A 21,419-nucleotide genomic window follows, 5' to 3' on the forward strand; every position below is an offset into this window, starting at 1 on the left:
ATCACCGTTCGTATCAGATCACAAGATTAATAGGTCCTGAGCCTAGGTCCGACAATTCAACCACTGGTTTAAACCCGTCCGAACGGCCAAAAATTACAAACGCACGACCATTGTCATTTCCACCTGAGCCTGCACCAATAAGGATATCGTCAAATCCATCATTATTTATGTCGCCATCTACTGATAACGATCGACCAGACCTGACTAACCCTTCAAGGCCATTGATCTGAAATCCATTAATTCCATTTATTTCTGTCAAGTCAAATTGAGTCAAAATGGACATGGAAACTCCTTTAGATATTAGTGCTTCTAAAAATTATATGTATAATTTGTGTCAGTAACGTGACGGTATGGACGGTATTGAAAGTGAAGATGCAGAGCGACATCAGTATCATTTTGTGAAAATCTTGCCCAGTTCAAGTCGGTCCTCAATCTGCTTGACGGCTCACATTGAACTTGTTTTCCTATGTCGGGTTGGCACGCTCGCGTCTTTTGCGGGCCTTGTCGAACTCTGCGGCCTGTTCAGCGCCCCAGGCTTCGACGGAGAAGCGTTTGACCATGCGGCGCAGGGCGGTCATGCGGGTACGGCGTTCTGCCTGCGGCATGTCGAGCGCCTGCAGAATGGCCTGGTCCATGGAGCGGTTGGAGAACGGGTTTGTGATAACGGCCGAGTTGAGTTCCACAGCGGCACCGGCAAATTCCGACAGGACGAGGACACCATCATTGTCCGTACGCGCGGCTACATATTCCTTGCAAACAAGATTCATGCCGTCAGCCAGGGGCGTGATCCAGGCAATATCCGCCGCCAGATAATACTTTATCAGGTCATCAAACGGGATCGCCCGCGAGATCAGCGCGATGGGCTGCCAGTCCAGTGTGCCAAAGCGCCCATTGATCCGGCCCGCCGTTTCTTCAATACCGGACTGAATATCCTCATATGCCGTCATATTGCGATTGGCGCTGACAGAGACATGCATCAGCCGCACGTTGCCACGCAGCCGCGGATTGTCCTGCAAAATGCGCTCGAAGCTCTCCAGCTGTTCAACGCCGCCTTTGGTATAATCCGTACGCCCCACAGACAAGATCAACTGGCTGCCATCCATATTCTCGCGCACCTGACGCGCCTGTTCCCGGAAGACGGGATCGCTCGCGCGTGTCTCAATGAAATCGACCGCGACTCCCACGGCGGATGAACTGATGGCAATCTGTTGGCCCTCATAGGTGATCAGAGTCGGCGCGCTGCGCTCGCTCAGCGCTGTCCCTTCCGAGATGAGATCATGATCAACCGGCTGTCGCTCCAGGACGTCGACATCAAGCAGGCTGCGTGCCACGGACAGGAAATTGGCCGCATAACGCGGAATCTGAAAGCCGATCACATCGCAGGCGAGCAGACTTTCCACAATCTCCCGGCGCCATGGCAGCACGTTGAACATGTCCGCTGCGGGAAAGGGCGTATGATGAAAGAATGATATGGTTAGGTCCGGACGCATCTGACGCAAATAACCGGGCACCAGCCAGAGGTTATAGTCGTGGACCCAGACGCGCGCATTTTCGCCAGCCTCAGATGCCGCTGCCTCGGCAAAGGCCCAGTTAACCTCGCGAAAGGTTGGCCAGTCCACCGGGTCATAATTATAGTTGCCCTTGAAGCTGTGCAGGATCGGCCAGAACGCTTCTTTCGAGGTAATGTGATAGAAACTGCTGACCTGCTCAGCCGTCAGGGGCAGGCGCGATACGCTGTATTTGCCATGGGCATCGTCAATCTCGACCACGCGCTCGAAACCGGGGTTGACGGGATCTTCTGCCAGTTTCCAGGCGACCCAGGCACCATGTTCAGCTTTGCCAAAGAAACTTTTCAATGTTGGCACAATGCCATTCGGGCTGGCATTTTCACGGAAGACTGTCTTGCCGTTTTCCTCAACCTCCTCATAGGGTTGCCGGTGATATACAATGACGAGGTCTGACGACATTGAGTCTGCAGCTTTTGTTTGTGTTGACATCTTGTCTGTTGGTGTTGTTTTTGCAGGCATGGATCATGCCTCCTGAAGGGCGTGCGGATGCAGGTCAAAAATACGAATGGCTTCGGCAATGCCGGCGGCACCGACCGCCCTGGCGCGATGGATATTTTTTAGTTGGGGCAGGGCTTCAATCAAGCCGGTTTCAGCGCCGCCAACGGCGACCGCGGGCGTGCCAGTTGTGAGCAGGGAGAGGTCATTCAGGGTATCACCTGCAGCAAGCACCTTTGCCAGTGGCACATTCAGTTCTGTCAGCAAACGGATGAGAGAGGGCCCCTTGCTGATACCGCGCGGCAGGACGTCGAAAAACCGATTATCCGAGATGAGGCTGTCTGCCCCTAGGGCTTCGACGATACTGATGGCACTGTTGTCAAATTTTTCCGGATCCAGATCATAACTGACCCGGTAACGAAATGCTGTCGGCTGCAGGGTGAGGCCTGGATGAGCGTCGAGCTTTTTGCGAACTGTCGGTCCGCGGTCGTCCCAAATGGCGCAGATATGCGCTTCCAGTGCCGGGATGGGCAGGACCTCTTTGCCCGGTGAAAGGCGGGCAATGGTTGTGCCCACATCCCCCACCACATAATCAGGCCAGGGGACGCGGCCAGATGCGCACAGCTCCCGGATGAAGGCAGGGTCACGCCCGGTCACGAAGATCAGGCCCACCGTATCACGATGTTGCTGGATCCATTGATAAAGCTGGTCGCGGGCGTCTTCGCTACCGCCTAGAAAGGTACCGTCGAGGTCTGTCGCCAGCACCATATGATGGCCAGACAGGTCCGCGGGAGTATCGGGCATGTTGTTTATTTCTGTTGATGGCATGTGCGTGGTTGTAGGGGCGATCGGCACCACAAGTCCAGATGCACACAATGCTCCTGCCCGCAGGTGGTTTGTGATTGGGGTGTTGTGTGTGTTCGGACTTCAGTGAAAACGGATTGAGACGGTGACTGTGCCTATGATGCCAGTAAGATCATCAATATACAGTGTTTCATGGGCCGGATCGCTGGACCATGGCTCAAGGCGGGATGGATCACGGCGCCAGCGCCGCAGCAATGGCTGTCCGTCCGGCAGTTGCAACAGCACGACATCGCCGCTCACCGGCACCCGGTGATTGTAATCCACGACGGCCAGTGTGTTGCCGGGGAAGGCCAGATTCATGGCCTCATCATTCACGAAGAAGCCAAAAAGACTATTGCTGCCGGATGTGACCGGGATGTAGTCCGTGGCCAGCGCGTGCAGGTCGGCACCATTACGGTCGATCATCAGCACCGTATCTTCCAGACGAATCACCGGGACATGAAACAGGCCGCGGCGGATATAGGCGGCCGTCGGGTGCTTGTCGCGCTCGGCGGTGGAGCGCTCGCCGCTGGCAAGCCACCCCAGTTGCACATCCAGCGCCTCGGCAATCTTGGCCAGCATCAACTGACGCGGGTCATGCACGCCTGATTCCCAGTTGGCCACCGTCGGCTGACTGACACCTAGGCGGGTCGCCAGATCCGCCTGATTCAAGCCCTTTACCTTACGAGACTGGCGGATTCGCGCGCCGATGGCGTTCTCGGTTTCAGGGCCATCAGACAGGGCGGGCCGGGAAATTAAAGTTTGCTCAGACATGATTCGATCGTATCAGTTTTGCTTATATTTGCAGTCGAATCAATATCGGAGAAGCCTATAAACTGTATAAAATCTCTCATTTGATACAATTTTGATATAATATCACAAATTTTTGCCTATATTTTTGTCAGGAAATATAGTTTTCACTGGACAGGTGAGGGCAAATTTGATTGCATATCGCCAACAACAATAAGGGGCTTGAACCAGAAACAGGAGGATAAGATGTCCGATTATTGTAACAAAGATGGTGCCACGCGTCTGAGAAACACAATTGTCGAATTCTGGAAGAAAAAAGGATTTGATGTGGATATTGAGCTTGTAAATGAAGGCTTCGTTTCCACTATGCGGTCCGCCAGGACAGATCTTCGCAGCGACATGATAAATGGCATGCCACAGCGCGTCGGCATGGAAGCTGCCTGAACAAACAGTCTGAAATCAGTCTGAGAATATTTCCGATATGATGCCCGGTATTTCGTCAAAATCGTCGAATTGCCGGGCTTTTTTTATCTCCGTTTCAGTAAATGTCCCGTAGCCGAAACTGGCTATCAGGCAGGGCATGTCTGCAGCAATCGCGGCAGTCAGGTCCGTCATGGTGTCGCCGACCATGACCCCGCGCGACGCGCCAGTGCGCTCTGCGCAGGTTAAAAGGGGCAGCGGGTCAGGTTTGTAAGACGGCAGACTGTCGCGGCAGATTATACAGTCAAAAAAACTGGTCAGCTTCAGGTCTTCCAGCAGCGGCAGCGCCAGTTCTTCGCGCTTGTTTGTGCATACAGCCAGGGGGAACCCGCCCTCGGCCAGATGTTCAAGCGTTTTGCCGACATGCCGAAAAGGCACGGTGCTGTCTGTCAGGTGCACCTTGTAGTGGGCGATAAAACGCTCGATCAGGGCGGCCATTTCTTCTTCCGAGGCCGTGATGCCGTGGCGTGCGAGGCCTGCTTCCAGCAAGGCTTTTGCCCCGTGACCGACAAGGTGGCGCACGTCCTGAGCCGGAATGGCATCATGCCCTTCAGCTTCCAGCACGTGATTCATGGCACCTGACAGATCCGGGGCGCTGTCGACAAGTGTGCCATCAAGATCGAAAATAATGACTGTGTTGCGTGGGGCAGCAATGTCCGGCATAGTGGGGTCCTTCTTCTGTGCAGGCTACTTACGGTGCCATGGCGGAAAGAAAAAGAAACGAATCTTCATTTAAGAGCCGCCCGAAAGCCGTTTAAGGGCAGAAGCGTGGACGCGTGATGAGTAAGACAGTCAAAACAGCTATTGTTATTCTGGCAGCGGGACACGGGACGCGCATGAAGTCGACCCTGCCCAAGGTGCTGCACCTTGTGGGCGGACTGCCCATGTTGGGCCATGTCGTGCGCGTGGCAGGCGCCCTGTCTGCAGAGCGCCTGTGTGTTGTGATCGGTGACCATGCCCCTGAAGTGGGTGAGTCAGCACGCGGCTTTGCGCCGGAAGCGGAAGTTTTTGTGCAGGCCCCGCCACGTGGCACCGGCGATGCCGTTACGTGCGCCATGCCGGGGCTTGATGGTTTTGAGGGGGTTGTGTTTGTTCTGTATGCAGATACGCCCCTGATCCGGCCTGAAACCTTGCAGGAGATGGCGCGACTTGTTGAAGACGGGGCCGGTGTTGTCGTGCTCGGGTTCCGGCCGGAAGACCCGAAACTTTACGGCCGCCTCATCACCACTGATGGGAATGCGCTGGAGCGCATTGTCGAGGCGCGTGATGCGAGCCCGGAGGAGCTTTCCGTCACCTTGTGCAATTCCGGTGTCATGGCCATGCGGGCCGGGGTGCTGGCCAGTCATTTGTCGAAGATCACCAATGATAATGCCAAAGGGGAATATTATCTGACGGACATTGTGGAGCTTGCCCGCCGGGCAGGTGAGGGTGCGCGTGTCGTCGAATGTGATGAAGCAGAGGTGATGGGCGTCGATTCGCGCCTCGGGTTGTCCGAAGCTGAGGCTGTATTCCAGAGCCGCCGCCGTGAAGAGGCCATGCTTGCTGGCGTGACACTATATGATCCGCAGACAGTATATTTCTCACATGATACGATGCTGGCGCAGGACGTTCGGGTCGGCCAGAATGTCGTCTTTGGTCCGGGCGTAAGGGTTGAGAGCGGCGCAGAAATAAAGGCATTTTCTCATCTGGAAGGTGTCACCGTCAAAGCGCAGGCTGCCATTGGTCCATTCGCGCGCCTGCGCCCTGGCACTGTGGTGGGGGAGAAGGCCAAGATCGGCAATTTTGTCGAGACGAAAAAAGCGATCCTTGATGAAGGCGCAAAAGTCAGCCATCTGAGTTATATTGGCGATGCGCAAATAGGCGCCCACGCGAATATCGGTGCCGGAACGATCACCTGCAATTATGACGGGTTCCGCAAGTATCAAACTGTCATTGGAGAAGGAGCTTTTGTCGGCTCCAATTCTTCGCTGGTTGCGCCCGTGACGATTGGCGCGGGCGCTTATGTCGGCTCCGGTTCTGTCGTGACGAAAGATGTTGAGATAGATGCACTGGCTGTCGCGCGCGGGCGGCAGATGCAGAAAGCTGGCTGGGCTCTCAGTTTTCGCCAGAAAATGACGTCTAAAGAGAATTAGAGAGTTAAGGAAACAGGCCTTATGTGTGGGATCATCGGTGTTATCGGCAAGTCGGAAGTTGCGGGCTCAATTCTTGAAGGGCTCACGCGCCTAGAATATCGCGGGTATGATTCGGCCGGTATCGCCACATTTCTGGATGGTCGCATCGAGCGCCGTCGTGCCGTAGGCAAACTTTCTGCCCTGCGGGATGTGCTGGCGGGCCAACCTCTGGGCGGGCTCGTCGGGATAGGTCATACCCGCTGGGCAACACATGGTGCACCCACGGTGACCAATGCTCATCCCCACGCGACGCCAGAGGTCGCTGTCGTCCATAATGGCATCATTGAGAATTTCGCAGACTTGCGTGATGAATTGACCAAGGTGGGACAGGTTTTTGAAACCGAGACAGACACTGAGACAATCGCGCATCTTGTCAGTCATTATCTTGCCAAAGGACGCCCGCCCGAAGAAGCCTTCGTTGAGGCGGTCAACCGTCTCGAAGGCGCCTTTGCGATTGCGGTGCTGATTCGTGATCATCCGGGCAAGGTCTATATTGCCCGGATGGGCAGCCCACTGGCAGTTGGGCGCGGTGACGGAGAGATGTTTCTGGGCTCTGATGCTTACGCACTGGCACCCTTCACCAACCTTGTCACCTACCTTCAGGACGGGGATCGTGGCGTTATGTGGCAGGATGGTTTTGAACTGACGGACGCACAAGGCACACCGGTTCAGCGCACGGAACAGATTTCCGATGCTGCTGCCGCCATGGTGGACAAGGGCGGGCACCGACATTTCATGGCCAAGGAAATCCATGAGCAGCCGGAAGTCGTTGGCCATACCCTGTCCGCCTATGTCGATCCGGTGCGCCGGGAAATTCGTATGCCTGAAGGGTTGGACTTTTCTGCCGTATCAAGGCTGACCATATCTGCCTGCGGTACGGCCTATTACTCTGGCCTGATTGCAAAATACTGGTTTGAACAGTGGGCGAACCTTTCTGTTGAAATAGATATTGCCTCAGAGTTGCGCTACCGGCATGTGCCGTATCCTGAAAAAGGCATGGCGCTCTATATCTCCCAGTCTGGTGAAACAGCAGATACGCTGGCGGCTTTGCGTGATGCGAAAGGTGCCGGCCAGACCATTGCAGCACTCGTAAACGTGCCTGAGTCCACTATCGCGCGTGAGGCGGATATTTGTCTGCCGACCCATGCAGGCCCTGAGATCGGCGTTGCCTCCACGAAGGCGTTCACCTGTCAGCTGGCGGCGCTGGCGGCGATTGCCATCGGCGCCGGGCGACAGCGCGGTGTTCTGGATGCAGCGAGGGAAGGCGCTCTGGTGGACGCCTTGCTGGAAACGCCGCGCCATATTTCCGAGGCGCTGGCCCGCGCGGGCGAGGTGGAGCAACTGTGTAATGACCTCTCGCGGGCACGCGATGTCCTGTATCTCGGCCGCGGTGTCAGTTTCCCGCTGGCGATGGAAGGTGCCCTGAAGCTGAAGGAAATCTCCTATATCCATGCCGAAGGGTATGCCGCAGGGGAGCTGAAACACGGTCCCATTGCCCTGATTGATGAAAATGTGCCGGTCATTGTCGTGGCACCAAAAGACGCGCTGTTTGAAAAGACCATCTCCAACATGCAGGAAGTAATGGCCCGTGGCGGCAAGTGTCTGCTGATTTCGTCAAGCGATGGGATCGCTGAAGCCGTGCGTGGCGGCACACTTTGGGGTCAGGTGCAGGCGCCTGTCATGGAACCATTGCTGACGCCTATCGTCTATGCAGTGCCGGTGCAGTTGCTGGCATATTATACCGCCGTGGCAAAAGGCACAGATGTTGATCAGCCGCGTAATCTCGCAAAGTCAGTGACAGTTGAATAATCACCGAACACTGATAGGCTGATTGGTCAAATATCGAGGAAGGGGACCGATATGGATTTCATGCAGGCCGTCAAATCAGTTTATTCAAATTATGTGAACTTTCAGGATCGTTCCGGCAGGGGTGAATACTGGTGGTTCATTCTTTTCTATTTCGCCGCCTATGTGGTGCTCTATATGCTGGAAGGTATGCTTGGATTGACTGGCATTCTTACCAACATTTTTGCCCTTGGAACATTGATCCCGTCCATCGCGGTTGCTGTCAGAAGACTGCACGATACCGGCCACAGTGGCTGGTGGGTTTTGTTGAATCTGATTCCACTGATCGGCTGGATTATCCTGATTATCATGTCTTATGCAAAGCCGGGTGAGGGGCCAAACAAATATGGGGCGGTACCTATTGGTGCCACACTGACAAATCCGTCAGCTGACCCGGAAAAACCTGATCTTTAGCTTTTAAGATGCGCAGTGCGTCTGCATTCAGCGCTGGCCTTGCGAGGCCGGCGCTTTTATTTTGCCTGCATTGACACGAATGGAACGGATTATGTCACTTGATGACCAGAAGAAGCGGGCGGCCATTGCTGCTGTGGACTATGTAAAAGACGGGATGCTGTTGGGGTTGGGCACAGGGTCCACCGCAGCGCATCTTGTCCGGGCGCTTGGCGAAAAGGTCAGAGCCGGGTTGACGGTTCAGGCGATCCCCACCTCAGAAGAGACACGGGAGCTGGCGACAAAAGAGGGCATAGAGCTTGTTGCCCCGGCTGAAACCACCCGGATTGACCTTGTGATAGATGGAGCAGATGAAGTTGATCCCCGTAAAGATCTTATCAAGGGCGGCGGCGGTGCGCTGCTGCGCGAAAAGATCATCGCGTCGGCCGGGACACAAATGATCGTCATTGCTGACGGCAGCAAGAAAGTTTCTCAACTGGGCAGGTTCCCTTTGCCGGTGGAGATTGATCGTTTCTCCTGGCCCCTCACAATTCAGAAGATTAGGGCTGTACTGGAAGAAGCTGGCCTTGCCGGGGTGGGCCTGACCTTGCGTCCCGGCCCGAGGGAAGCGGGTGGCGGTGTTTTCCGCAGCGATGGCGGTAATTATATCGTTGATATAAGCTGTGCACGTATTCCTGATGCGCGGCAACTGGATGAGGCCCTGCAGGCGATACCAGGCGTAATCGAAACGGGGTTGTTCATTGACATGGCTGATATTGTCATATTCGGTACGGATGATGGCGTAGATATAATGGATTGAGGGAACGGTCGGCCATGGCGACAAGATATGAGGAATTGAAGCAAGCAATCAGTGATTATGGTGAAGCCGCCATGGAAAATCTTGTGCGGTGTAAAGGGTTTGGCAAGGCCGTGGTGTCCGGTTTTCCCGCTTGGCTGGGATGCCCGCCGGAGCAGGTGACAACCGTGCCGCCCGGTGGCCAGTTTGATCCGCGTCGAGATTATGGCGAAGCCGCGTTCAGTTATCATAATCAGCCTGTAATCCGGCTGGAGCCGATAATTTTTGGTATTTGTGTTGCCGTACAGAATGTCGAGGATTCGGGCGCTTTGTGGTTGCGCACTGCAATCCGGGTAGAGGTCACAGGCGATACCTTTGATGTATTTGTGGCCAATCAGCCGGTGGTACATATTGCGCTCGACTATGAAGGCAAGCTCGATCCTGTCTATGAGGCCATCCACAAGGAACTGATGCAGGTGTTCAAGACTCAGCTCGCGGAATTCAACGACAGCCGGTATGAGCGAGGCATTGGCTTTTTCGTTGCGCCGGAAGAAGCGACCGCAAAATAGCCATCCCGTATCACATCGGATCAGCTTTGCGTGAGCGGCAAATCATGTGTTTGCGCCCCGCCTGTTTTCGGTCATAAGGCCCGCATGTCTTATGATTATGATCTGTTTACAATCGGTGCGGGGTCTGGCGGTGTGCGGGCTTCTCGTCTGGCCTCACAATATGGTGCAAAAGTTGGCATTGCGGAAGAAAGTCGGGTAGGCGGCACATGTGTCATTCGTGGCTGTGTGCCGAAGAAATTCTTCGTTTATGCCAGTGAATTTTCCCATGCTTTTGAAGACTCCGGGCCTTATGGCTGGTCGGTTGGCGATGTCAGCTTTGACTGGAAAACCCTTGTCGAGAACAAGGACAAAAATATCGACAGGCTGAACGGGATCTATATCACCAATCTGGAGAAGGCTGGGGTCGAGCTGTTTCATTCACGGGCGATTCTGAAAGATCAGCATACCGTTCACCTTGTTGGTGAAGGGCGTGATGTAACAGCAGAGAAAATTCTCATTTCGGCCGGTGGCACACCCTGGACAGATGAAAGCATTGAGGGGCATGAGCTTGGCATAACTTCGAATGAGGCATTTCATCTGGAAGAACTGCCGGGTAGCATCGTGGTTGCCGGTGGTGGCTATATTGCTGTCGAGTTTGCCTGCATTTTTGCCGGTCTTGGGGTGGATACAACACTGGTCTATCGCGGCCCGACCCTGCTCAAAAACTTTGATCACGATATTTCTGAACAGTTACACAAGGAACTGGAGCACAAGGGAATCAAGCTGGAGCTTTCAACCATCTTTACAAAGATTGAGAAAGTTGATGGCAAGAAGCATGTCTCTCTGACAAATGGTAACAAGCTGGTCGCGGACCAGGTGATGTGGGCCGTGGGGCGTCGTCCCAAAACGGTTGGTCTTGGTCTTGAAAAAGCTGGCGTTGCAACCGGGCATAATGGCGCGATTATCACTGATGATCATCACAAAACCAGCGTTGAGAATATCTATGCTATCGGGGACGTGACAGACCGCGTCAATCTGACACCGGTTGCGATCCGCGAAGGGATTGCCTTTGCGGAGAGCCATTTTAACGCCAAGCCGACGGTCATGGACTACGATTTCATTCCCAAGGCCGTATTCAGCCAACCACCTATCGGCACCGTTGGTATGACAGAGCGTGAAGCGCGCGACGCCGGGCATAACGTCCACATCTACCGCTCTGATTTCATGCCCATGAAAAACTCCCTGTCCGGAAACCCTGAGCGTATGCTGATGAAGCTGGTTGTCGATAAGGCGACCGATACTGTTCTTGGTTGCCACATTATCGGCTTTGAGTCGCCGGAGATGATTCAATGTCTGGCGATCGCGATAAAGCATGGGGTGAAGAAAGCAGAATTCGATGCGACCTGCGCCCTTCACCCTTCCGCTGCAGAAGAAATCGTGACCCTGAAAGTCCCGAGCAATGAGTCCATGGTTGGCAAAAAGCACGACTGACTGCGTTGTTGCTTAAACGGTAGTCGGGAACGGACAGAGCTTTTTCCCTCTGCACACTGAGATAAAACAGGGATCAGTGTGCAGAGAACAGTTTCAGATATCTAGAAGTCGCCGGGTGCGGTTACTGTCCGTCGCGTCGTGCCAGAAATGCCAGTCGCTCAAACAGGTGCACATCCTGCTCGTTTTTGAGCAGGGCGCCGTGTAGCGGTGGAATCGCCTTGCGCGGATCACGCTCACGCAATACAGAATCGTCCACATCCTCTGCCATCAGGAGTTTCAGCCAGTCCAGCAATTCGGATGTTGAGGGCTTTTTCTTGAGGCCAGGCGTTTCGCGCAACTGATAGAAAATCTTGAGGGCTTCCGCGACCAGCCGTTTCTTGATGCCGGGGAAATGGACATCAACAATCTGTTCCATCGTCTCGTTGTCGGGAAACTTGATGTAATGAAAGAAACAGCGCCGCAGAAACGCGTCCGGCAGTTCTTTTTCATTATTTGAAGTAATCACCACGATCGGGCGTTGCCGAGCCTTGATCGTTTCCCCCGTCTCGTAAACGAAGAATTCCATACGATCGAGTTCCTGCAACAGGTCGTTCGGAAACTCGATATCGGCCTTGTCGATCTCGTCAATCAACAGGATAGGGCGTTCTTCGGCCGTGAAGGCGTCCCATAATTTGCCGCGTTTGATGTAGTTGGCCACGTCTGTCGCCCGCGCTTCACCCAGCTGACTGTCCCGCAGGCGCGCGACGGCGTCATATTCATAGAGGCCCTGCTGGGCCTTGGTTGTGGATTTGATATGCCATTCCAGCAGGTTAGCGCCGAGCGCCTGCGCCATCTCGTGGGCCAGAACGGTTTTGCCCGTGCCTGGCTCTCCCTTGATGAGCAGGGGGCGCTCCAGAGTAACAGCAGCATTCACCGCAACTTTAAGGTCATCTGTTGCAATATAATCTTTTGTGCCGTCAAATTTCATGTACTGTGCTTTCCCTGAAGACTGAACGCGGAAGATAGCAGCGTGCCGGAGGAGGGCAAGCTGCGAGCGCAGTTTTGATCATGACAGGTCTGGTGCCCGGAAGGCCTTTACTGCTGCTGCAAAACGCGGCGAGGATTTTGGTGCTATGAAAGAATACGCAGTCATTTTTCTGGGTGCCTGGCGGGCACATAAAGACCTGACAGTTGAAGAGCTGGGCCGTCGGGCTGGTCTGGACGCCAAGAATGTTACAGCACTGGAAAAAAGTACGTCTGATTACAGCCCCGAGGACATTGCGCGCCTGTCAAAAGCACTGGGTATTGAGCCGTACAAGCTCTTTATTCACCCGGCTGTGCAGTTCGACAACAAGCCCTCTTTTGACGGCGTAACAGCCGATACGATGGCAACGCTGCTGCAACTTTACATCCCTGATGCAGTATCAAGGCTGAAGGATCAGGAAGCGCTTGAACGATTGTTTGCAGATGACCTGCCGGAGGATTACTGGCACGTACAGGGAGAGAAGATGATCGAACTGCTTGGCTTCCTCAGGTCTTGTCGAGAGGATCGTCCTGCGGCTCTGCGGGCGCTGTTTTCGTCGCTAGAGACTGACTCTCTGCCTCCGCATAATCCTGATTGACCCTGTTCAGATATTCTTTCAGGGCGCGATAAATGATGCTCTGCTCAGGTTTGATATCCCGACCGGAGGTCAGCCACTTAGGCAGATAGGAAACGTTGTCATTCTTGTTTTTCACGCCCAAATCCTGTCTGGCCCGCAAATTACCTGAATAGATAACCTGTAAATTCGGAAGTGGCATAATATGCCATAAATAAGTTTAAAGTAATACAAGTTGTCAGGTGGTCAGGGCAAGGGAAAAGTGCGCGTGCAAATAGTGCATTCCGGGGACGGTTAAGAGCCTGATCCAAAAGTATCTGGGTGATTTCAACGACTTATGATTCTCTTTGTTTGCTTAAGACACGGAGGATCAGATGAGTTGGAATGAAACCACCCGCACATATTATGACCGCAGTTTCCTGCGCTATGCAAGTGATCTGACGGACGACGAATGGGCTTTGATTGAACCTGAAATACCTCTTCCAAATCGGATGGGGCGTCCTCGCAAGTGGCCGATGCGGGAGATCATGAACGCCTTGTTGTATATCGCGTCTACTGGCTGCCAATGGCGCATGTTACCAAGGGATTTCCCGCCTTTTTCGACGGTTCAGAAATATTTTTATTGGTGGCGTGATGACAGATTGCTGGAAAAGATCAATCACCGCCTGCTGTTTGAATGCCGCGAAGCACACGGCAGAAGCCCACACCCCAGCGCAGGTGTGATCGATAGCCAGTCGGTTAAAACCACAGAAAGTGGCGGTATTACTGGCTTTGACGCGGGCAAAAATATAAAAGGCCGCAAGCGGCATATTCTGACGGATACGGAAGGCTTTCTGGTGACAGCACTTGTGCATGCCGCGGATGTACAGGATCGCGACGGCGCACCAGCGGTGTTGATGGAAGCGCGAGACAAATTTCCATGGCTTCGCCATATCTTTGCCGATGGTGGCTATGCGGGAGATAAGCTAAAGCGCAAACTTAAAAAAGTCGGTCCATTCCGGATGGAAATCATCAAGCGATCCGATAAAATGAAAGGCTTTAAAGTCCTGCCCCGGCGATGGGTCGTAGAACGCACATTCGCATGGTTAGGGCGATCACGCCGTCTCGCCAAGGATTGGGAACGATGCTGGACCTCAGCTATCGCATGGCTATTCATGGCTCACATCCGTATCGCAACAAGACGACTGGCAAGAGCATGTTTCATATGAAAGACTTTTGATTCAGACTCTAAGCCTGACAGTAAGGCTTTGGTAACCTGTATTACTTAAGTGTTAATCCTAAGTTACTGATTTATAAAGACTTTATTTATTCTCTCATAGTTGAATAGCGGTGCAGATGATGTGTGATCTGCGCCGTTCAATTTTGAGGAGAATTCCAATGGACGAAAAAAATCTGATCAAGCGTCTGCATGACTTTGAGCGTAAAGTGTATCTTGGTGTGACTGGCCTGGCTGGGGCCGGCGCGGTTGCCGTTGTGACCAAATGGCAAACGGCCTGGGCCGAGATGTCAGAAGCTGGTGAGACGTTTGGCGAGATGACCGCCACGCAAGGGGCCACTGCGTCTGCATATGAGAATGTGGCTGTCGCGTTGGACAATCTGCGCGACACGGTTGCAACCGGCAGCAAGGACGCCATCCATCAGGCAGGCGAGACATTTTATGTGGTGCTGGCTGAAAACCACGCGAGATTGTGGGAAATTCTCCCAGAAAATGTTCGCGGCGCAGAAACTGAAGATGAACCGCCGTTGAGAGCCATTGAGATTCTCGGTCGGGCGCTTGGTCTGAATTAAGTCGATATAAGTTGACAAATCGCCTCTTCAGTCAACAATCAGGTTGAAGAGGCGCATTATGCTGGACTCCTGGGAAGAATACACATTTCTGGCCATGTTGCTGACGGTTTTTGCCCTCGCTTCACTGACCAGGGACAGCCGTCTTCATGTTGGTGTCCTCACCCTGCTGGCAGGCTGGTTCGTTTCCATTGTTTCCGTCAATCTGGTTGCTTTTGTCCCGACGCTTCTGGTCTGGGTCATCGTCAATATTGTTGTGATGTATGTTTTTCTTCAGCTCCATTATCGACGGGAAGATGAAGAAAGAGAGCCGATGTGGCCTATTGCTATCATCGGTCTGGAGTTTTTCATTCTCATATCACACGTAACAGCCTGGTTTTTCGGTTGGGCCTATTACGTGATTGCGATCAATATCCTTTTTGGCCTTGAGATCCTCATCATCGGGTTCATCTGCCTGCTCAGGATATATGACCGTTTTTTCGTTAGGGCGGCCCATAAGTCCCGTAGTTAGCCAGCCACTCCTAGCCAGTCAGATCTAGCCGGTCAGTCCAATTTCCCTTAGCCGCTGCTGCAGAAAATCATCGGCCACAATGTCGGGCGCTTCGGTGCCGTCACGACAGTTCTCGATACAGGACAAGACGGCATCGGCGCGCGGATGCATAAAAAACGGCATTGAATAGCGCGAGATATTCGGCCCCTCGGGGTTGACCACGCGGTGCGTCGTGGCGGGGATATGATTGTTGGTAATCCGTGCCAGCATGTCGCCAGCATCAACAATAATCGCATTGCGACTGCCCTCGACCGGCAGCCAGTTGCCATCTCGGTCCAGTAATTCCAGACCAGCAGAGGATGCGGCGACCAACAGGGTAATAAGGTTGATATCTTCATGTGCGGCAGCGCGCATTGCGCCAGGTTCAGCGCCATCCGGCACTGGTGGATAGTGCAGCAGTCGCAAAATGGAATTGCCGTTCACGGCCAGTTTGCGGAAATAATCCGCATCCAGCCCGAGGGAGGGCGCAAGCGCTTCCAGCATCACGTGCCCTGTTTCTTCAAGCGCATCGTAAAGTGCAAGAAATGCCTGCCGGAAGTCCGTCGGCTGCGTCGGCCACATATTCGGTGGATAGATATCGGCAAGCGCATCGCCTGCGGAAAATTCCCGCCCCACATGCCAGAATTCCTTGAGGTCAGAGGCTGAAGAGCCCTTGGCATGTTCCCGGCCAAAAGCTGTATAGCCGCGCTGCCCGCCGACGCCGGAATCACATTTCATCTTCTCTGCTTCAGGCAGAGCAAAAAAGTTTTCGCTCGCCCGATAGGCCCTGTTCAACAGATCTTCACTGATCCCGTGGTCCCGCAGGATAATGAAGCCGAAATACCGAAAGCCCTCATATAAGGCGTCGGCGAAGGCTGCCCGCGCGGCTGCATCGCCATGCGTGTAGCTGGCAAGGCTGAGTTCGGGCACGGTTGTGTATCGGGTCATGGCAGGGTCCATTGATCAGCTTGGCCTCTGTCTGCCGCAAAATGACAGAAAGGGCAATTTGCTCTGAATAACTTTCCAGACTGCCAGCGGCGTGTTGTCACGGCACCCCCCTTGTTCTTTTTGACGGCAGGGTGCATCCCTGTTTGACAAGGGATAAGGGCGGGTTGAACCTGCCCGGAAACACAAAAAAGAAGGTTGATAAGGCATGACGGCGACGAACGAATTTCCCACCAATGAGTTGATGGTTGCGCGGCGGATGGAGGCTTGTCCAAAAGGCCTGCCATCAAAGTCGGGTGTCTATGCCGAAAAGGCAGAGGGTGCCGAGTTGTGGGACATCGAAGGCAAGCGCTATATCGATTTCATCGCGGGCATTGGTGTTCTGAATGTCGGGCACCGTCATCCAAAAGTGCAGGCCGCGATCAAGGACCAGCTCGACAAGGTGGTTCACACCTGTTTCGGTGTTGCGCAATATGAACCTTATATTCAGCTGGCAGAGCGTCTGAATGCACTGGTGGGGAAACTTGGTGGCGGTGCTGCTTACAAGACCATGTTCATGAATACCGGTTCTGAAGCAACTGAACATGTCTGCAAGTTTGCCCGGCGTGTGACGGGCCGCCCTGGCCTCATCTCTTTTGAAGGCTCATTTCATGGCCGTACCCTGCTTGCCACAGCATTGACCGGCAAGGCGGTGCCGTACAAGACAGGGTTTGATCCGTTGCCGGGCTATGTGTTTCATGCACCGTATCCGAATGATTACAAGGGGTTGTCTGCACAAGGGGCGCTGAACTGCCTTGACCACATTTTTGAAACCTCTATTCGCCCGCAGGATGTCGCGGGCATCATTATTGAGCCCGTACAGGGTGAGGGGGGCTTTGTCGCGGCGCCCCCGGAATTCCTGAAAGGCCTGCGTGATAAGTGTACGGAACATGGTATCATGTTTATTGCAGACGAGGTTCAGACGGGCTTTGCCCGTACGGGCAAAATGTTTGCGACAGAACATTCAGGCGTTGAGCCGGATTTTCTGGTCTGTGCAAAATCAATCGCTGGCGGGTTGCCGCTTTCGGCCATTGTCGGCAAAGCTGACCTGTTTGACTCAATCCCTGATGGCGGCATGGGGTCAACCTATGGCGGCAATCCTGTCGCCTGTGCTGCCGCCATTGCCGTGCTTGATCTGATTGAAGAAGAAGGGTTGATAGAGCGGGCAGAAGCAATCGGCGCAAAAGTCGAAGCGCGCTGGCGCGAGATGCAGGCCGGATTTGGCAAGGGCATTTTCGGTGATGTGCGCCGCGTCGGTGCCATGGCTGCCGTGGAAATGGTCGAAGATGGCGACCCAGCCAAACCGAATACTGCCGTTGCAGGCGCGATCCAGAAAACAGCTCGCGACAAAGGCCTTATCACGCTGACAGCGGGCAAGAAAGCCAATGTCATCCGTACACATGTGCCCCTGATCACGTCTGATGCCCTGATTGATGAGGGGATGGATATTTTCGAAGCTGCTGCAAAAGAGGTCATCGGCTGATGCGCGACTACGTTATTCCGCCGCCCGCCCAACCGGCGATTCCCGTTGTTGGGGGGGGCTGGTTTCCAGTGCGCCGGATATTTTGTATCGGGCAGAATTATCTGGCCGACGTGAAAGAGTTGATTGGCGACCACGTCAAGGAAACTGATGACGAAACCAAGAGCTCTTTGCCGGTCGTTTTTACGAAACCGGCTGACTCTATCTGTCTCGGGGGCAACATTCCCTTGCCGCTGGCCACAGACAACCTCCATTATGAAGGCGAACTTGTTGTGGCCATGAAGGATGGCGGCAGCAATCTTTCGCCATCTGCAGCAGAAGAGATGATCTATGGCTTTGCAGTCGGCTGTGATCTGACCCGCCGTGATCTGCAGGAAGTTGCCAAGGAATTATCCGGCCCCTGGGATATGGCAAAGGCAATCGACAACGGGGCCGTGGTTGGCGGTGTCATGCCGGAGAAAGAATTCTGGGCGCTTGAAGAAGCGCGTCTCATGTTGTCTGTAAACAATGATGTGCGCCAGGCAGAAGACTTGAAGGCCATGATCAAGCCAGTGTGGAATATCATCTCCGATATTTCCCGTTATTTTGAAGTCAAGGCAGGGGATCTTATTTTTACTGGCACACCGTCCGGTGTGGGGCAGCTTGTGCCGGGTGACAAGGTACGTATCGGCATCAACGACCTGGCACCGGTAGAATTCTGGATCAGTGAAACATGAGTGACTTTGTTTTTGCGCCGCCCGCACAAATCGCGGTGCCGGTAAAGGGGGGCGGCTTGTTTCCGGTGCGCCGCATCTTCTGCGTCGGTAAAAATTATGCAGATCACGTGAAGGAAATGGGCGGAGACCCGAAGGACGTGCCGCCGGTTTTTTTTACCAAGCCGGCAGATGCGGTTCATACAGGCGGTGTGATGCGTTTTCCTCTTGCGACAGATAATCTGCATTATGAGGGCGAGATGGTTGTTGCCCTGAAAAGTGGTGGTGCACATATTCCAGAAGCTGACGCGGCACGTCATATTTTCGGTTATGCTGCCGGGTGTGATCTGACCCGTCGCGACTTGCAGGCAGTTGCAAAAGAAAAGTCTGGTCCCTGGGATATCGCCAAGGCGCTCGACGATGGTGCTGTGATTGGCCCAATCAGTCGATACGAAGAAAACACGTTGCTGAATAGTGGTGCTATAAACCTTTCAGTAAACGGAGAAACAAGGCAAAAGTCTGACCTGTCGCTGATGATCTGGAGCATCCCGGAGATCATTGCCCGCCTGTCTGGCCTGTTCACACTCAAGGCAGGTGACCTGATTTACACAGGGACACCAGAAGGAGTGGGGCCGCTGGTCACAGGGGATATGTGCCGCGTCGAAGTGGATGGCCTTGAGCCGGTAGAGTTCAACATGGTCGCGCGATAGGGCTCAGTGGCGCAGCTTTGCGATCATGGTGTTTCAGAATGTGTCGCATAATTTGGGGATAAGATGATGTCTGAGAGACAAGCACAGGCAGATATGCAGGCCACAATACAGACCGGCAAGGAAGAAACCTACGCCCGCCTCACGCGAGAAATCGTCTCTGTACTGGAGGGGGAGAGCAACAATATTGCCCGCATGGCAACAGTTTCCTGTTTGCTGCATGAGGCGTTTCCCGATCGCATCTGGACGGGTTTCTACATTGTGGACCCGATGAAACCAGAAGAGTTGGTCGTTGGGCCGTATCAGGGAACGCTTGGGTGTCTGCGCATCCCTTTTGGCAAAGGCGTCTGCGGTACAGCCGCCGCTGAACGTGCCACGCAAGTGGTGGATGATGTGCACGATTTTCCGGGCCATATCGCCTGCGACAGCCGCTCGGTCAGTGAGATTGTAGTGCCCGTATGCAACTGTGACGGTGATCTAATCGCTGTGCTGGATATCGATTCAGACAAGCCAGCAATGTTTGACCAGACTGACAGGACAGCCCTGGAAGAGTTGATAGAGGCTATCTTTGGCTGAGCCGTAATTGCATGGCTGGATTATCTCAAATCAGATCTTGGTACTCTGAACACACCTCGAATGCATTCCGGATTGCATACACAAATTTGAATATGTGTCTCTTTCATAAACCCTGAATTTGGGTATGCCTCTGCGCCCTCAACGAAAACACCTTTCACAGTATCAATTGCTTCAAGACCTTCAACATTACGAATATCATGGAGAGTCATAATAACAGCACAATCCAAATGCCTTGCCATCAGGTCCGTACCATTGTCGGGCAGTTTTGTATCTGCTTCCTCAACTGACTTGCTTAAAGTTGAGTATGCTTGCTTTATTTGATCGATTCCGGACTTGGTGGTCATATCGAGACAACGCCTTAGGTCGATGATTGCACCCACTACGGAAGGGTTTTGTATTTTTGATTTTTGCTTTCTGGCCAGTGATTCGGCCCATTTGAAGCCGCGTTTTGGATTGGCTTCCCAGAAATAAATCCCGTGACCCAGCCAGTCATAGGTATTTTGGCTGCTTTTGAAATTCTCTCCTCGCAGAAGCCTATCAGCGACACTTTCATCACAACCGTGATAACCGAGTACAAATGAAGCGTTGAGGCGATGCAAGGTTACTTATACTTCGATGTAAGATTCCCGCTTTGGGTAATAATACCAATACGGAAAAGTGTTTCCCGTGCAGCTTTTTGGGATTTTGTCGCTTTGCGTGTGTATTCCCGAGCCGCCTCAGCAAATCGTTTTGCTTCTGTCGTAGTTGGGCGTCCGCTAGATGATTTCAGTCTGGATTTTGCCATTTTCTCAATACTTAATCGCGCTAAGGTAGATAGTACTCCGTTTTGAGCATATTTCTACTATTTCTTCCGTTTTGCGTCCTTGCGTGCCTTTTCCTTGGCCGCAGAGGCTTTCAGCACACCGAACAGGCCGGGATTTTTCGCCGGGGCTGTTGCTCCGGCAGGTGCCTGAACGGGTGCCTGTCCACCTGCCGGCGGGGCGATGGGAGCAGGCTCAATACGCTGTGCAGGTTCAGCAGCGGCAGTCTGCGCAGGTGTTTCCTGCATGGCACTTTGTGTGGAGGCGCCTTTACGGCGGTTCGCTCTGGCGTCTTCCATGGTTTTGCGCACATTGATCGGGTTGTCGATATTGGGCAACTCGATGACGCCCACGCCGGTTCCCCGCAGGATCATGCTGCCATAGCCGAACACCCGGCCCCAGATGGATTGTTGCAGATTGATTTCTTCAATGTTGCCAAGGCTGACTTCCTTGGTATCTCTGGAAATAAGGCCGGTCTTGAAAATAAAGCGGTATGTGGTGATCGCAATCTCGGTCGTCCACAGGTGGATCATGTGCAGAAGCAGGATCAGGCAGCCCAGAAAGACAGCAAAAAACGAGACATAATAGCCGAGCTGCAGCTCTTCAAAGCTGCGCCCCATGGCGAACTGACCCCAGGCAAAAACTGCCACTGGCGCAAAGCCCAGGATGAAAAAGAAAACATGCCAGAAGGAGTAGGTCCAGTTGAACCTGGCCCTCAATATGATTTCTTCGTCCCCGGCCAGTGTCTGTTGAACATAACTCATGATCTGCGGTCCCCGCCTTACTTGACGCCCATCCTTATATAGGACTTTTGGTAAACAGCAAAAAGACCCTTCAGGGGATGCTGCGCAAAAAGTCATGTTGAATTAGCGCGGCTCCCCGCCTAAAGCGTAAGGCTTGTCAAACCCCCGCGTCTCAGGCCGACTACCGGCCCTGTTGCAAGGGTGCCCCCTACCTCACGGATGATAATCA

The 21,419-nt window shown here is 53.6% G+C and carries 24 protein-coding genes; 15 read left to right on the plus strand and 9 right to left on the minus strand.

What is annotated here, in order from left to right:
* Window positions 1-13: 13 nt before the first annotated feature.
* From RAL90_RS02355 to RAL90_RS02370, 4 genes are all read right to left on the minus strand, one after another.
* Window positions 14-283, minus strand: coding sequence for an FG-GAP repeat protein (locus RAL90_RS02355; protein ID WP_306252929.1), 270 nt, complete (start codon window positions 281-283; stop codon window positions 14-16).
* A 181-nt stretch (window positions 284-464) separates the two neighbouring features.
* Window positions 465-1,967 carry a glucosylglycerol-phosphate synthase gene (gene ggpS / locus RAL90_RS02360; RefSeq protein ID WP_372340417.1) on the minus strand — a complete coding sequence of 501 codons (1,503 nt, stop codon included), beginning with the start codon at window positions 1,965-1,967 and terminating at the stop codon, window positions 465-467.
* A 63-nt stretch (window positions 1,968-2,030) separates the two neighbouring features.
* Window positions 2,031-2,807: an HAD family hydrolase gene (locus RAL90_RS02365; RefSeq protein ID WP_306252931.1), complete on the minus strand. Its 777-nt coding sequence runs from the start codon at window positions 2,805-2,807 to the stop codon at window positions 2,031-2,033.
* A gap of 123 nt (window positions 2,808-2,930) precedes the next feature.
* On the minus strand, window positions 2,931-3,620 hold the full coding sequence (locus RAL90_RS02370; protein WP_306252932.1) for a helix-turn-helix domain-containing protein: 690 nt from the start codon (window positions 3,618-3,620) through the stop codon (window positions 2,931-2,933).
* Window positions 3,621-3,842: 222 nt separating this feature from the next.
* Here RAL90_RS02370 and RAL90_RS02375 point away from each other — a divergent pair, with 222 nt between their 5' ends.
* Window positions 3,843-4,040, plus strand: coding sequence for a hypothetical protein (locus RAL90_RS02375; RefSeq protein ID WP_306252933.1), 198 nt, complete (start codon window positions 3,843-3,845; stop codon window positions 4,038-4,040).
* Between the two features lie 15 nt (window positions 4,041-4,055).
* Here RAL90_RS02375 and RAL90_RS02380 read toward each other — a convergent pair whose 3' ends face one another.
* Window positions 4,056-4,739, minus strand: a complete 684-nt coding sequence (locus RAL90_RS02380; protein WP_306252934.1) for an HAD-IA family hydrolase — start codon at window positions 4,737-4,739, stop codon at window positions 4,056-4,058.
* 116 nt (window positions 4,740-4,855) lie between these two features.
* Between RAL90_RS02380 and glmU the strand changes: the two genes are divergently transcribed.
* The 6 genes from glmU to gor all read left to right on the plus strand — a co-directional run bounded on the left by glmU (window position 4,856) and on the right by gor (window position 11,317).
* Entirely contained in the window at window positions 4,856-6,208 is a 1,353-nt protein-coding gene (gene glmU / locus RAL90_RS02385) for a bifunctional UDP-N-acetylglucosamine diphosphorylase/glucosamine-1-phosphate N-acetyltransferase GlmU (protein WP_306252935.1), read from the plus strand.
* A 21-nt stretch (window positions 6,209-6,229) separates the two neighbouring features.
* On the plus strand, window positions 6,230-8,056 hold the full coding sequence (gene glmS, locus RAL90_RS02390; RefSeq protein WP_306252936.1) for a glutamine--fructose-6-phosphate transaminase (isomerizing): 1,827 nt from the start codon (window positions 6,230-6,232) through the stop codon (window positions 8,054-8,056).
* A gap of 51 nt (window positions 8,057-8,107) precedes the next feature.
* Complete coding sequence (locus tag RAL90_RS02395) at window positions 8,108-8,506, plus strand: DUF805 domain-containing protein (RefSeq protein WP_306252937.1); 399 nt, start codon at window positions 8,108-8,110, stop codon at window positions 8,504-8,506.
* A gap of 91 nt (window positions 8,507-8,597) precedes the next feature.
* On the plus strand, window positions 8,598-9,302 hold the full coding sequence (gene rpiA / locus RAL90_RS02400; protein ID WP_306252938.1) for a ribose-5-phosphate isomerase RpiA: 705 nt from the start codon (window positions 8,598-8,600) through the stop codon (window positions 9,300-9,302).
* Between the two features lie 14 nt (window positions 9,303-9,316).
* On the plus strand, window positions 9,317-9,847 hold the full coding sequence (locus tag RAL90_RS02405) for a hypothetical protein (protein WP_306252939.1): 531 nt from the start codon (window positions 9,317-9,319) through the stop codon (window positions 9,845-9,847).
* An 84-nt stretch (window positions 9,848-9,931) separates the two neighbouring features.
* Window positions 9,932-11,317, plus strand: a complete 1,386-nt coding sequence (gene gor / locus RAL90_RS02410) for a glutathione-disulfide reductase (protein ID WP_306252940.1) — start codon at window positions 9,932-9,934, stop codon at window positions 11,315-11,317.
* 121 nt (window positions 11,318-11,438) lie between these two features.
* On the opposite strand, the gene RAL90_RS02415 is transcribed toward gor, so the two are convergent.
* The gene (locus RAL90_RS02415; protein ID WP_306252941.1) at window positions 11,439-12,284 is read right to left on the minus strand and encodes a MoxR family ATPase; all 846 of its coding nucleotides are present in this window, start codon (window positions 12,282-12,284) and stop codon (window positions 11,439-11,441) included.
* A 145-nt stretch (window positions 12,285-12,429) separates the two neighbouring features.
* On the opposite strand from RAL90_RS02415, the gene RAL90_RS02420 reads away from it, so the two are divergent.
* The 4 genes from RAL90_RS02420 (at window position 12,430) to RAL90_RS02435 (ending at window position 15,190) form a co-directional block, all read left to right on the plus strand.
* The gene (locus tag RAL90_RS02420) at window positions 12,430-12,918 is read left to right on the plus strand and encodes a helix-turn-helix domain-containing protein (RefSeq protein WP_306252942.1); all 489 of its coding nucleotides are present in this window, start codon (window positions 12,430-12,432) and stop codon (window positions 12,916-12,918) included.
* 350 nt (window positions 12,919-13,268) lie between these two features.
* A complete protein-coding gene (locus tag RAL90_RS02425) occupies window positions 13,269-14,102 on the plus strand; it encodes an IS5 family transposase (protein WP_306249540.1) in 834 nt (277 codons plus the stop codon).
* A gap of 169 nt (window positions 14,103-14,271) precedes the next feature.
* A complete protein-coding gene (locus tag RAL90_RS02430; protein ID WP_306252943.1) occupies window positions 14,272-14,682 on the plus strand; it encodes a hypothetical protein in 411 nt (136 codons plus the stop codon).
* 58 nt (window positions 14,683-14,740) lie between these two features.
* Window positions 14,741-15,190 carry a hypothetical protein gene (locus RAL90_RS02435; RefSeq protein WP_306252944.1) on the plus strand — a complete coding sequence of 150 codons (450 nt, stop codon included), beginning with the start codon at window positions 14,741-14,743 and terminating at the stop codon, window positions 15,188-15,190.
* 24 nt (window positions 15,191-15,214) lie between these two features.
* Here the strand turns inward: RAL90_RS02435 and RAL90_RS02440 are convergent, their stop codons facing one another.
* Window positions 15,215-16,156 (minus strand): isopenicillin N synthase family oxygenase, encoded by a 942-nt coding sequence (locus RAL90_RS02440; RefSeq protein ID WP_306252945.1) that lies wholly within the window; start codon window positions 16,154-16,156, stop codon window positions 15,215-15,217.
* A 205-nt stretch (window positions 16,157-16,361) separates the two neighbouring features.
* On the opposite strand from RAL90_RS02440, the gene RAL90_RS02445 reads away from it, so the two are divergent.
* The 4 genes from RAL90_RS02445 to RAL90_RS02460 all read left to right on the plus strand — a co-directional run bounded on the left by RAL90_RS02445 (window position 16,362) and on the right by RAL90_RS02460 (window position 19,647).
* Window positions 16,362-17,675: an aspartate aminotransferase family protein gene (locus tag RAL90_RS02445; protein WP_306252946.1), complete on the plus strand. Its 1,314-nt coding sequence runs from the start codon at window positions 16,362-16,364 to the stop codon at window positions 17,673-17,675.
* Window positions 17,675-18,388: a fumarylacetoacetate hydrolase family protein gene (locus tag RAL90_RS02450; protein WP_306252947.1), complete on the plus strand. Its 714-nt coding sequence runs from the start codon at window positions 17,675-17,677 to the stop codon at window positions 18,386-18,388. The genes RAL90_RS02445 and RAL90_RS02450 overlap by 1 nt, the downstream gene beginning before the upstream one ends.
* Window positions 18,385-19,074, plus strand: coding sequence for a fumarylacetoacetate hydrolase family protein (locus RAL90_RS02455; RefSeq protein ID WP_306252948.1), 690 nt, complete (start codon window positions 18,385-18,387; stop codon window positions 19,072-19,074). Before RAL90_RS02450 ends, RAL90_RS02455 begins: the two co-directional genes overlap by 4 nt.
* A gap of 66 nt (window positions 19,075-19,140) precedes the next feature.
* On the plus strand, window positions 19,141-19,647 hold the full coding sequence (locus RAL90_RS02460) for a GAF domain-containing protein (protein WP_306252949.1): 507 nt from the start codon (window positions 19,141-19,143) through the stop codon (window positions 19,645-19,647).
* 20 nt (window positions 19,648-19,667) lie between these two features.
* Here RAL90_RS02460 and RAL90_RS02465 read toward each other — a convergent pair whose 3' ends face one another.
* Window positions 19,668-20,246, minus strand: coding sequence for a hypothetical protein (locus RAL90_RS02465; RefSeq protein ID WP_306252950.1), 579 nt, complete (start codon window positions 20,244-20,246; stop codon window positions 19,668-19,670).
* 242 nt (window positions 20,247-20,488) lie between these two features.
* Window positions 20,489-21,211, minus strand: a complete 723-nt coding sequence (locus RAL90_RS02470) for a PH domain-containing protein (protein WP_306252951.1) — start codon at window positions 21,209-21,211, stop codon at window positions 20,489-20,491.
* Window positions 21,212-21,419 lie beyond the last annotated feature (208 nt).

Source organism: Parvularcula sp. IMCC14364 (assembly GCF_030758415.1).
Classification (GTDB): Bacteria; Pseudomonadota; Alphaproteobacteria; order Caulobacterales; family Parvularculaceae; genus Aquisalinus.